Genomic DNA, 11,284 nt, shown 5'->3' with positions numbered 1-11,284 from the left:
GAGGGTGGCTCTGCGAGCTATACGAATTTGATTTTACCTAAACCCATAAAGCCACTCCCATCCTAACCTTCCCCGCCGGACGGGGGAAAGGGACAAGTTGCCGTTGCAGCAACGAGTAGCGTGGGCTTTGCCCACGAGATGAATAAAAATTCGATAGTTATCTGATTCGGATTATTGGATGATGGATTTCGTGGGCGAAGCCCACGCTACGGGTTTGGTTTATCTCAAACGTTAATTGAATAAGACCTGTATCGATTGAACAAAAAAAGGTCGTCTGAAAACCCTAAAATTTGGGTTTTCAGACGACCTTTTGTAATGAAATCAACCACTAAATTTCACACAACACTTATCCCAATAACTGTCGCGCGGTTTCCTTCAATTTGAAACCTGACCTCATAATCCTCTATATTCATGACGTAAATCCGTTCGGGGATATTCTGATAGGCGGGGCGCGGGTCTTGGGCAATGCTTTGGCTGATCAGGTTTTGGGTGCTTTCAGATAAATTTTCTGCACCGATGTTTTCCAGCCATACGACTTCAAGCTCTTCGGGTTTGCCGCTGACGAAGCCGGATGATGCGTCGGGTTTGGATTCGACAAAGAGAATGTAGGGCTTGATGTCGACAATCGGCGTGCCGTCTAGCAGATCTGCGCCGCTGCAATAAAGGCGGACAGGTTTGCCGGTTTTGATACGGTTGAGTTTTAAGAGCGACAGTCCGAGATGATTGGGGCGGTGGGGGCTGCGCGTGGCGAATACGCCCATTTTTTGTTTACCGCCGAGCCGTGGCGGGCGCACCATTTGTGCCCAGCCTTCATCCAATACGCCGTGAAAAATAAAACTTATCCACACATAATCGAAGTGTTCCAATCCGCGTACGCTGTCTGCGGTAAATTCGGGATTCAGCTCGATGCAGACTTCTGCGGCGGGAACCAAACCGGGCTGGCGGGCGACGCCGAATTTTTGTTTGTAGGGCGAGCGGGCGGTGGCAATGGGGGTAATGGTGTAAGTCATGAGGATTGTGGATAAGTTTTTCGGAAAAACGTTATCTTATCACAGCCGGTTTTACCGCTTTTGGGCAGTAATTTGTTATAATACAGAGCATTTTAATCGCGTTGAAATGATGAGATGATTGTTTCCATTGATGTTGATGCACAAAAAACTTTTACGCCTTTGTGTCCTGACGAGCTGCCTGTGAACGAGGGGCATTTGATTGTCGAAGAGTTGAATGCCCAAGCCGCTTTGGCGGATTTGCGCGTGATGACGAAAGATGCGCATCATATGGCAGCGAAATGGCTTGTGGATAACCCTGTTGATATGTTGAAATCGACAGGTTTGCCCGATGCGGATTTGACTTGGGTGGCTCATGCGATGGTCGGTACGCGCGGCTATGAATTGTTGGACGGGCTGCCTTCTGCCAAAGAATACGATTATTGTGTTTGGAAAGGCGTTGATCCTGAGTTGCATCCTTACGGTGCGTGTTTTCACGATATTGAGGAAAAACTGAGCACAGGGTTGATTGAATGGCTGCGTTGTCAAAATACAGATACGGTCATTGTCGGCGGCTTGGCTACGGATTATTGTGTGAAAACAACGGTTTTGCAGTTGCTCAAAGGCGGCAATTGGCAGGTTATCGTCAATGAAGCGGCTTGTCGGGGCATTGCGCCGGATACGATTGAAACTGTATGGCAGGAAATGCGTTCTGCCGGTGCAATTGTCTTAAAAAACGCCGAAGAAATTAAAAAATATATTAATAATCAATAATTTATAATTGTTTCACGTGAAACATACTTCTTAAAATATGAAAATTTTGCTTGTCCGCTTGTCCAGTATGGGCGATTTAATTCACACTTTGCCCGCAATTGAAGATTTAGCGCGACAATGCCCTGATGTGGAACTCCATTGGTTGTGTGAAGCCGGATTTGCGGATATTGCGCGCCTGCATCCGTTTGTAAAAAAAATCCATGTGATGAAATGGCGGCAATGGCGCAAACATCTTTTTCAAGCAGAAACTTGGTGGGAAATAGGTCGTCTGAAACAGACTTTGCGGCAGGAAGCATTTGATTTTGTATTGGACAGTCAAGGTCTGATTAAAAGCGCGTGTTTCGCCAAAATGGCAAAATCCTCTATTTATGGTTTGGATAAAAACAGCGCGCGCGAGGGGTTGGCTGCGTTGGCGTATGCGAAAACATACGCTGTACCGAAAGGGAAAAATGCTGTTTGGCGCAATCGTGAGCTGTTCGCCCAAGTATTTGGGTATGCAATGCCGAAAACGCAGGTATTCGGCTTGACCGTTCCCGAAGCAGGTCGTCTGAAAAATTTGGAGCAGCCGTATTATGCGGCTTTGCACGCGACCAGCCGGGACAGTAAGTTATGGCCTGTGGAAAACTGGCGGGCGTTGCTGCAAAAGTTGAATGAAGAGCAACAATGCAACGTTTATCTGCCATGGGGAAATGAAACTGAAAAAACGCGTGCCGAACAGATTGCAGACGGACTGCCTTTTGCCATCGTGTGCGATAAAATGAATTTATTGCAGGCGGCGTATCTGCTGAAGCACGCGGTCGGAATTGTCGGTGTGGATACCGGTTTGCTGCATTTGGCAAATGCTTTGGAAAAACCTGTGGTCGGTATTTATACCGATACTGATCCGATTAAAACAGGCGTTCAAGTTTCGGCTGTTGCAAAAAATTTGGGCAATATCGGGCAAATTCCGACCGCAGATTTGGTTTATCAAACGTTGATGAATTGTGTGGCTGCTGATGAAGGATCAAAGGTCGTCTGAAACTGATATAGTGGCATGATATTTTCCAATTTATTAGATACAGGAATGTATATCCGCTAGCCTGAGTAAATGCTTTAAAAATGGTATAATCGGCAAGCATTATCCAAAAGATTTTTGAATGAATTCGTTTTTAAGGAAAACGGATTTGATTTTATAAAGAAGAAGGTTTGGTTTCGCTGGATGGTGAAAGCAGCGTTCTTTTTAGGAGAATTCAATGAAAGCACTGGTCGCAGTAAAGCGCGTAGTGGACTACAACGTCAAAGTTCGTGTAAAAGCCGATGGTTCGGATGTAGATATCGGCAATGTCAAAATGTCGATGAACCCGTTTGACGAAATCGCTGTGGAAGAAGCCGTCCGTTTGAAAGAAGCTGGAAAAGTAAGCGAAATCGTAGCGGTTTCTTTGGGTGAGAAAAAATGCGAAGAAACGTTGCGTACAGCTTTGGCGATGGGTGCCGACCGTGCAATTCATGTTGAAACCGATGCGAAATTGGAGCCGCTGGCAGTTGCCAAGCTGCTGAAAGCCGTTGCGGACAAAGAAAATCCGCAAATTTTCTTTTTGGGCAAACAAGCGATTGATGATGATGCCAACCAAGTGGCGCAAATGCTGGCAGCTTTGTTGAATGCGGCACAAGGTACGTTTGCCTCCAAAGTACAAATCGAAGGCGACGAAGTACAGATTGTGCGCGAAATCGATGGCGGTGAAGAAACCATAGCATTGAAATTGCCCGCTGTTATCAGCGCAGATTTGCGTCTGAACGAACCGCGCTTCGTCAAACTCCCCAATATTATGGCGGCAAAGAAAAAACCTTTGGAAAAGCTGGCTCCTGCCGATTTGGTTGCCGATATTTCACCTCGTCTGAAAACAGTGAAATTCGCCGAACCAAAAGCGCGTCAGGCAGGCGTAAAAGTAGCAAGCGTTGCCGAATTGGTTGAAAAATTGAAAAACGAAGCCAAAGTGATTTGAGGAGACTGAAATGAGTGTATTGATTATTGCTGAACACGACAACAAACGGTTGAATCCTGCCACTTTGCATGCTGTTACCGCTGCCTCCAAACTGGGCAAAGTCGATTTATTGGTTGCCGGAAACGGCTCATCGGCCGTAGTGGAATCCGCGAAACAAGTAGCCGGTGTGGAAAAAGTTTTGGTTGCGGATGCTGCTCATTATGCCGAAGGTTTGGCTGAAGAACTGGCTCCGTTGGTTGTCAAATTGGCAACGGATTACCGCTATGTTGCTGCAACGGCAACCACATTCGGTAAAAACCTTTTACCTCGCGTAGCGGCCTTATTAGACGTACCGCAAATTTCTGATTTGACTGAAATTGTGGATAACGCGACTTTTGTGCGCCCGATTTATGCGGGTAATGCATTTGAAACCGTGCAAGCCGATTCAGAAAAATTGGTGCTGACCTTCCGTGCGACGGCTTTTGACGCAGCAACGGTGCAAGGTGGTCATGCTGAGGCAATCAATGTTGAAACAACCCCTGCTCAAAACCTGAGCCGTTTTGTGAACCGCCAGCTTTCTCATTCCGATCGTCCTGAATTAACTCAGGCAAAAGTCATTGTTTCCGGTGGTCGTGCGCTGGGTAGTGCGGAAAAATTCAATGAAGTACTGACACCGTTGGCGGATGTTTTAGGTGCGGCAATCGGTGCATCCCGTGCGGCAGTTGATGCCGAATACGCGCCAAATGATGTACAGGTCGGACAAACCGGCAAAGTGGTTGCGCCACAGCTCTATTTTGCAATCGGTATTTCAGGTGCGATTCAACACGTTGCGGGTATGCAAGACAGCAAAGTGATTGTTGCAATCAATAAAGATGCTGATGCGCCGATTTTCAATGTAGCCGATTACGGATTGGTTGGCGATTTATTTGAAGTCGTCCCGCAATTAACAGAAGCATTGAAAAATTGATGTTTCACGTGAAACGTTCAGACGACCTTATTATTAATGAGGTCGTCTGAAAACATTTCAGCATGATTACGACTTATAAGACCATTACTTCTCCGACGCAGGCTGAGTTTAAAGATAAAGGCAGCCGTTTTATTGCATTTGCCTATCCGATTCGGACATTGGCTGATGTAAAAAAATATCTCGATCCGTTAAAGGAAGAACATCATAAAGCGCGGCATTGGTGCTATGCCTATCGTTTAGGCGTAGATGGTATGCAATTTCGTGCCAACGATGATGGAGAGCCGTCAGGAAGCGCGGGTCGGCCGATTTTGGGGCAGATTGATTCAGTAGGCGTAACCGATGTTTTGGTCGTGGTCGTCCGCTATTTCGGCGGTACTTTATTGGGCGTTCCCGGTCTGATTCACGCATACAAAGAGGCAACGGCTCAGGCGTTGGCGGTTGCGGAAGTGGTTGAAAAGAATATTGAAAAAATCGTTTGGCTGAAATGTGAATATCCGTTTTTGAATGAAGCAATACGCATCGCTAAACAATATCAGGCGGATATATTGGAGCAAGATTTACAGTTGGATTGCCGATTGACGGTAAGTTTGTCGTTGGCTAATTATGAGGTCTGCGTTGCGGCTTGGAAGAATACACGGCAGATCGAAGTAAATACGGAAAAGCCTTTTGAATGAAAAGGTCGTCTGAAAATCCATATCTTAGGGTTTTCAGACGACCTCTTCTCACATTAATCTTCTTGTGTATATCTGTCCAAGGCATCGACGCTGGAGCGCAAATATAACCAAGCCAATTGATGGAATTCGCCCAGCGCGTTCCATAACGCATCTTCACTCATAATGCTGTATTCGCCTTCCGTACCCAAATCCAGTTCTGCCCCGTCTTCAATAGCCCGATGGCAAGCCTGATATTCGTGGGTATAGAAATTATCCATATCGCGAATCAAAGCGACGGCATGTTTCCAGCGTTTTAGGTCTTCTTCCAATTGCGGTAGTAAATGACACCATTCGCGGTATTTGCTTTGGATTTCATCAATACGTTTTTGCATGGTTGCTTGTCCTTTTTCAATTTTGTGGATAGGTTAAATAGGTTGCAGAGTGGAGTGAGGCGGTCTTTTTTTTGATTCCACCAAAATTTTTCGATTGGGACAATAGTCCCTTTATGTCGAGTTTTCGTTAAAAGTACATATTTGTCAAGGAGATGGCATGAAACTGCTGGTTATCGGTAATGGCGGTCGCGAACACGCACTGGCTTGGAAATTGGCGCAGTCGCTTAAAGTGGAAACAGTATTTGTTGCCCCCGGTAATGCCGGTACGGCGATTGAACCCAAGTTGCAAAACATCGCCTTGACTGCGCATCAGGATTTGATTGAATTCTGCCGCAAAGAAAATATTGCTTTTACCGTCGTCGGTCCTGAAGCGCCTTTGGCGGCAGGTATTGTGGATGATTTCCGTACTGCCGGACTGAAAATATTTGGTCCGACACAATATGCGGCGCAGTTGGAAAGTTCCAAAGATTTTGCCAAAGCATTTATGGCGAAATACAACATTCCGACCGCGCAATATCAAACCTTTGAAAACGCCGATGCTGCAAACGATTACGTCAATCAGAAAGGTGCGCCCATCGTCATCAAAGCCGATGGTTTGGCGGCAGGTAAAGGCGTGATTGTGGCAATGACTTTAGATGAAGCGCATGCTGCGATTGACGATATGCTGCTGGGCAACAAAATGGGTAATGCCGGCGCGCGTGTTGTGATTGAAGATTTCCTGCAAGGCGAAGAAGCCAGCTTTATCGTCATGGTTGATGGCAATCATGTATTGCCTATGGCGACCAGCCAAGACCACAAGCGTCTTTTAGACGGCGACAAAGGCCCGAATACGGGCGGCATGGGCGCGTACAGTCCCGCGCCTGTGGTAACGCCCGCCGTGTACGAGCGCGCGATGAATGAGATTATTTTGCCGACCGTAGCGGGTATGAAAGCGGAAGGGCATGAGTTCACCGGCTTCCTGTACGCAGGTTTGATGATTGATAAAAGCGGCGCACCCTATACGATTGAGTTTAACTGCCGTTTCGGCGATCCCGAAACCCAGCCGATTATGAGTCGTCTGAACAGCGACTTGGCGGATTTGGTCGAAGCGGCAATAGACGGCAAACTCGATAGCGTAACCGCGGAATGGAACCCGCAAACTGCCGTAGGCGTGGTGCTGGCGGCGCAAAATTACCCCGAAACGCCTAAAAAAGGCGATGTTATTTCCGGTCTGGATGCTGCCAACCAAATCGGCAAAGTTTTCCACGCAGGCACAACGGCAAACGAGAAAGGCGACGTATTGACCAACGGCGGCCGCGTATTGTGTGTCGTAGGATTGGGCGACGATGTGGCTCAAGCCAAAGCCAAGGCGTATAGCGCATTGGAAAAAATCAGCTTCGACGGCATGCAATACCGTAAAGACATTGCCGATAAAGCAATCAACCGTTAATCAAAGAAACAGGTCGTCTGAAAACGTGATTGTGTTTCAGACGACCTTCCCTATCATGTTATTCCCCAGAATCCTTTCAGCTTCGACGCTTCGCAAGCTGCAATCCCATCTTAAAAAAGGCGGCTTGGTCGCCTATCCTACCGAGTCCTGTTACGGCATAGGCTGTATCCCGACCTTGCCTAACGCACTTAACCGACTGATTCATCTGAAAAAAAGACCACAACATAAAGGTATGATAGTCATTGGCAACCAATTGGAGCAATTACAGCCCCTGCTCAAAAGGTCGTCTGAAAACATTCAAACCATGCTCAGAAACGAATGGCCTGCGCCCAAAACCTTTCTACTTCCAGCAGCTGCTGACGTTTTACCCGCATTGCGCGGAAAAGGACGCAGCAAACTGGCGGTCAGGGTTCCTGCCCATGCAGGTGCGCGCCGCTTGTGTCAGGCTTTGAAAACGCCTTTGGTCTCGACTTCGTGCAACCGCGCAGGCAAACGCGCGTGCAGAACGGAGCGGGAAGTGAGAAGGCAGTTTGGAAGAGATGTATGGGTAGTCAGCGGTTTAATCGGCAAACAAAAGTCGCCGAGTCAGATTATTGATGGGGAAACAGGCGTTCGTTTGCGTTAGAAATCGGATAGATGGAATAAGCAGGAATTATGCTTTGAACCAATAAACCGCGTATTCAATAAAATGTGGATAATCCTGAATATAACTTTTCCGAAAAAACCAAAAAGGTCGTCTGAATCCCCATATTCATGGTTTTCAGACGACCTTTTGATTTGATTATCTTGTGGATAAGTATGTAGATAAGTTGAGTATTAGAGCTTGCTGCCGCATACGGCTTCGAATTGTTTTTCGGTAATCGTACCGTTCATCACGCTCATCGGGCGGATATTTGTCGCGGTGTAGCTGTGTTTGGAAATTTCTTTGCCATGTTCGTCGAGGAGCTGTAAAGCGGTCAGGCGGTAGGTTTTGTTGGTGCAATGGATTTCCCAGTCGCCAATGGCGGTTTTGTAGGCAGGCGTGTTGACGAAGCGTTCTTCTTTTATCTTTGATACGGTTTTTCTATCGCGGAAAGTAACCAAAGTACCGTTTTTCTTGATGCTGTTTTTATCAATCGCTACTTTGATATTGCCGTCGGAAATCGTGCCGATGTTGTCCCAGTTGCCGCTGACGCCGCCACTTGTAGTCGTAGTCGTTTGACAGGCACTCAGGAGCAGGGCTGCCGATAAAGTCGAAATAAGGGAAAAGTGTTTGATGTTCATAAGTTTCGGGTGCTTAGGATAAATTATTAGACTGCCGTATTATGCGCGAAGACGGCGGGGCAGTAAATCGGCTTTGCAAAGTCTTAAAACCGCCAAAAAATGAAAAGGTCGTCTGAAAACAGGTTTTCTAGTCGATTGACTGGAAACCAGTATGCCACCGCTTTGCCTGAGATTAAAGAGAACGGTAACGCATTGGGTAAACCAGTTTCCCATATCTGTATTGTCGGTAGTTCCGCCATCTTGTCTCAATCAAAAATCAATCTGCGATACCCAACCAAGCATAATCCGTTTTCAGACAACCCCATGTGGATAACTCAAATATCCCCCATGCAGGCAGTGTCCAAAACCGCTAAAATAACGCTTTTCCCTCCCTACGGAACCATCATGCCCCAGCCTTCCGCCCAACAGATTTTGCACGAAGTATTCGGCTATCCCGAATTTCGCGGCAAGCAGGAGGCTGTCGTCAATACATTGGCAGGCGGCGGAAGCCTGTTGGTATTGATGCCGACGGGCGGGGGCAAGTCGCTGTGTTACCAAATTCCCGCACTGATGCGCGAAGGCGTCGCCATCGTCGTTTCGCCGCTGATTGCCCTGATGAACGACCAAGTAGCGAGCCTGCACGCCGCAGGCATAGAAGCAGCAGCGGTCAACAGCAGTACAACGGTGGAAGAAGCCCGCGAGGTGGCGGACAAACTCGCCCAAGGTCGTCTGAAACTGCTCTACGTCGCACCGGAGCGGCTCGTTACCGACCGTTTCCTGCGTTTTCTCGATCAGCAAACCATCAGCCTTTTCGCCATAGACGAGGCGCATTGCGTCAGCCAATGGGGACACGATTTCCGCCCCGAATACCAGCAATTAGGGCTGCTTGCCGAACGCTATCCGCAAGTGCCGCGCATTGCCCTGACTGCGACCGCCGATGCAGCGACCCGCGCCGACATCAAACATTTCCTCCATCTCGAAGACGCGCCCGAATTCATCTCTAGCTTTGACCGCCCGAATATCTATTATCAGGTTATCGAAAAAAACAACGGCAAAAAGCAGCTTCTCGACTTCATCCGTAAAGAAATGGAAGGGCAAAGCGGCATCGTCTATTGCCTCAGCCGCAAAAAAGTCGAAGACATCGCCCAATTCCTCTGCGAAAACGGATTGGACGCGATTCCCTACCATGCCGGCCTGAGCATGGAAGCGCGCGAAGCAAACCAACGCCGTTTTACCCGAGAAGACAACATTATCGTCGTCGCCACCGTTGCCTTCGGTATGGGCATAGACAAACCGGACGTGCGCTTCGTCGCCCATCTCGATATGCCCCAAAGCATCGAACATTTCTACCAAGAATCCGGCCGCGCCGGGCGGGACGGGCTGCCTGCCGTGAGTTGGCTGTGTTACGGTCTGAACGACTGGGTATTGCTGCGCGAACGCATCGCCGAAGGCAACAGCGACGAAGTGCAGAAACAAATCGAAATGCAAAAGCTCGATGCCATGCTTTCCGTCTGCGAAACCGCCGCCTGCCGCCGAGCCCTCCTGCTCAAACATTTTGGGGAAGAATCCGCCCCTTGCGGCCATTGCGACAACTGCCTGCATCCGCCCGTATGCTTCGACGGCACCGTCCTCGTACAAAAGCTCCTCAGTTGCGTGTATCGCGCCGGACAACGCTTTGCCGCCGGCTATATCACCAACCTGCTGCGCGGTAAAAGCGACGACTGGATACAGCGCAACGGCCACGACAAACTCTCTACCTTCGGCATCGGCAGCGGGCAAACCGACAAAGAATGGCGCAGCGTCATCCGCCAATGCATCAGCCTCGGCTACCTCACCGTCAACACCGCCCAATATCAGGCATTGCAACTGACCGAAGCCGCAAAAAAAGTCCTTAAAGGCGAAACCGAAGTCATGTTGCGCCCGTTGCGCCGCGAAAAAGCCGCCACGCAAAAGCCAAAAGACAACTGGCTGCGTACTGAACGCGAAGAACGCCTATGGCAGGCATTGCGTCATTGGCGGCAGCAGCGCGCCCATGCCGAAGAAGTTCCCGCCTACGTCGTCTGCGGTGACAAAACCCTGCGCGACATCGTCGAAAAAATGCCGCAAACGCTGGAAGATTTGCATCAAATCTACGGTTTGGGTGAGGCGAAAATCAACAAATTCGGCATCGATATTCTCAATGTCTGCAAGAACGCAGCCGAAAACCAAAGCGGGCAAACGGGCAACGAAGAACCCCTATTCACCCCCCAAACCGAGCGCGAACAGCAATTACAGCAAAAGCTGGAAACTTGGCGTGCCGAGCAGGCAGCCGCCAAACAATGCGCCTTGGGCAAAGTCCTTTCCAACATCAGCCTGACCGACCTTGTCGTCTTCACGCCCGCCGAAGAAGCCGACTTGCTCGGTATCTACGGCATCGGCAGCGAAAGAATTGCCCAATACGGGCAGGCAATACTCGACATCTGCCGCCCCTACGCAGACGGGCTTTCCGAGCCGAAACAGGCAGAACGCCATCTCGCCCGCCGCCTGTTCCAATGGTGTCTCGATACCGCCCGATATGAAGGTGGAGAGATGCACGACGTCGCCAAAAAACAGACTTTACGCGCCATCGCCAAAGCCCGACCGCAAACTTTGACAGCACTTTCTAAAATAGAGGGCGTGAGCGGGGAATGGTTGAACCAATACGGCGAAGAAATCGTAGAAATCTGCACGGCGGACTGACAATCAAAAAGGTCGTCTGAAAACCCCGTAAAAGGTTTTCAGACGACCTATTAATACCGCTTCAGTATCTTAGCCAATCCCAGTAAAATAACTTATCTTCCGACCCCTATTGCAAAGGCGAAAAAATGGTAACCGAACCGAACCGAACCGAACCGAACCGAA

11 protein-coding genes are annotated in these 11,284 nt (G+C 48.8%); 8 read left to right on the top strand and 3 right to left on the bottom strand.

All coding sequences use genetic code 11. From position 1 onward, the window contains the following. Positions 1-335 precede the first annotated feature (335 nt). Positions 336-1,010 (bottom strand): tRNA (N6-threonylcarbamoyladenosine(37)-N6)-methyltransferase TrmO, encoded by a 675-nt coding sequence (gene tsaA, locus HMPREF2572_RS08655; protein WP_070497755.1) that lies wholly within the window; start codon positions 1,008-1,010, stop codon positions 336-338. A gap of 114 nt (positions 1,011-1,124) precedes the next feature. On the opposite strand from tsaA, the gene HMPREF2572_RS08650 reads away from it, so the two are divergent. From HMPREF2572_RS08650 to HMPREF2572_RS08630, 5 genes are all read left to right on the top strand, one after another. Continuing rightward, positions 1,125-1,760: a nicotinamidase gene (locus HMPREF2572_RS08650; RefSeq protein WP_070497753.1), complete on the top strand. Its 636-nt coding sequence runs from the start codon at positions 1,125-1,127 to the stop codon at positions 1,758-1,760. 37 nt (positions 1,761-1,797) lie between these two features. After that, the gene (gene waaC, locus HMPREF2572_RS08645) at positions 1,798-2,778 is read left to right on the top strand and encodes a lipopolysaccharide heptosyltransferase I (protein ID WP_070497752.1); all 981 of its coding nucleotides are present in this window, start codon (positions 1,798-1,800) and stop codon (positions 2,776-2,778) included. Positions 2,779-2,992: 214 nt separating this feature from the next. Next, entirely contained in the window at positions 2,993-3,742 is a 750-nt protein-coding gene (locus HMPREF2572_RS08640) for an electron transfer flavoprotein subunit beta/FixA family protein (RefSeq protein ID WP_003743588.1), read from the top strand. Between the two features lie 10 nt (positions 3,743-3,752). Continuing rightward, positions 3,753-4,688, top strand: coding sequence for an electron transfer flavoprotein subunit alpha/FixB family protein (locus HMPREF2572_RS08635; RefSeq protein ID WP_070497750.1), 936 nt, complete (start codon positions 3,753-3,755; stop codon positions 4,686-4,688). Positions 4,689-4,750: 62 nt separating this feature from the next. Then, positions 4,751-5,362, top strand: a complete 612-nt coding sequence (locus tag HMPREF2572_RS08630; RefSeq protein ID WP_070497748.1) for an IMPACT family protein — start codon at positions 4,751-4,753, stop codon at positions 5,360-5,362. 53 nt (positions 5,363-5,415) lie between these two features. On the opposite strand, the gene HMPREF2572_RS08625 is transcribed toward HMPREF2572_RS08630, so the two are convergent. Continuing rightward, positions 5,416-5,733, bottom strand: a complete 318-nt coding sequence (locus tag HMPREF2572_RS08625; protein ID WP_070497746.1) for a DUF4298 domain-containing protein — start codon at positions 5,731-5,733, stop codon at positions 5,416-5,418. A gap of 157 nt (positions 5,734-5,890) precedes the next feature. On the opposite strand from HMPREF2572_RS08625, the gene purD reads away from it, so the two are divergent. Further along, positions 5,891-7,162: a phosphoribosylamine--glycine ligase gene (gene purD, locus HMPREF2572_RS08620; RefSeq protein WP_070497744.1), complete on the top strand. Its 1,272-nt coding sequence runs from the start codon at positions 5,891-5,893 to the stop codon at positions 7,160-7,162. Between the two features lie 55 nt (positions 7,163-7,217). Further along, on the top strand, positions 7,218-7,787 hold the full coding sequence (locus HMPREF2572_RS08615) for an L-threonylcarbamoyladenylate synthase (RefSeq protein ID WP_070497742.1): 570 nt from the start codon (positions 7,218-7,220) through the stop codon (positions 7,785-7,787). Between the two features lie 191 nt (positions 7,788-7,978). Here HMPREF2572_RS08615 and HMPREF2572_RS08610 read toward each other — a convergent pair whose 3' ends face one another. Continuing rightward, positions 7,979-8,425, bottom strand: coding sequence for a surface-adhesin E family protein (locus HMPREF2572_RS08610; protein ID WP_070497740.1), 447 nt, complete (start codon positions 8,423-8,425; stop codon positions 7,979-7,981). A 384-nt stretch (positions 8,426-8,809) separates the two neighbouring features. Between HMPREF2572_RS08610 and recQ the strand changes: the two genes are divergently transcribed. Continuing rightward, the gene (recQ, locus tag HMPREF2572_RS08605) at positions 8,810-11,122 is read left to right on the top strand and encodes a DNA helicase RecQ (RefSeq protein ID WP_070497738.1); all 2,313 of its coding nucleotides are present in this window, start codon (positions 8,810-8,812) and stop codon (positions 11,120-11,122) included. The last annotated feature ends 162 nt before the right edge of the window (positions 11,123-11,284 follow it).

Source organism: Neisseria sp. HMSC064E01 (assembly GCF_001808875.1).
In the GTDB taxonomy this organism is placed as follows: Bacteria; Pseudomonadota; Gammaproteobacteria; order Burkholderiales; family Neisseriaceae; genus Neisseria; species Neisseria sicca_A.
Note: the sequence above shows the minus strand (reverse complement) of the source record. Positions and strands in the feature narration are given on the sequence as shown.

Coding starts and splice junctions, on each gene's coding strand:
- tsaA (WP_070497755.1), bottom strand. CDS start 1,010: ATGACTTACACCATTACCCCCATTGCCACCGCCCGCTCGCCCTACAAA.
- HMPREF2572_RS08650 (WP_070497753.1), top strand. CDS start 1,125: ATGATTGTTTCCATTGATGTTGATGCACAAAAAACTTTTACGCCTTTG.
- waaC (WP_070497752.1), top strand. CDS start 1,798: ATGAAAATTTTGCTTGTCCGCTTGTCCAGTATGGGCGATTTAATTCAC.
- HMPREF2572_RS08640 (WP_003743588.1), top strand. CDS start 2,993: ATGAAAGCACTGGTCGCAGTAAAGCGCGTAGTGGACTACAACGTCAAA.
- HMPREF2572_RS08635 (WP_070497750.1), top strand. CDS start 3,753: ATGAGTGTATTGATTATTGCTGAACACGACAACAAACGGTTGAATCCT.
- HMPREF2572_RS08630 (WP_070497748.1), top strand. CDS start 4,751: ATGATTACGACTTATAAGACCATTACTTCTCCGACGCAGGCTGAGTTT.
- HMPREF2572_RS08625 (WP_070497746.1), bottom strand. CDS start 5,733: ATGCAAAAACGTATTGATGAAATCCAAAGCAAATACCGCGAATGGTGT.
- purD (WP_070497744.1), top strand. CDS start 5,891: ATGAAACTGCTGGTTATCGGTAATGGCGGTCGCGAACACGCACTGGCT.
- HMPREF2572_RS08615 (WP_070497742.1), top strand. CDS start 7,218: ATGTTATTCCCCAGAATCCTTTCAGCTTCGACGCTTCGCAAGCTGCAA.
- HMPREF2572_RS08610 (WP_070497740.1), bottom strand. CDS start 8,425: ATGAACATCAAACACTTTTCCCTTATTTCGACTTTATCGGCAGCCCTG.
- recQ (WP_070497738.1), top strand. CDS start 8,810: ATGCCCCAGCCTTCCGCCCAACAGATTTTGCACGAAGTATTCGGCTAT.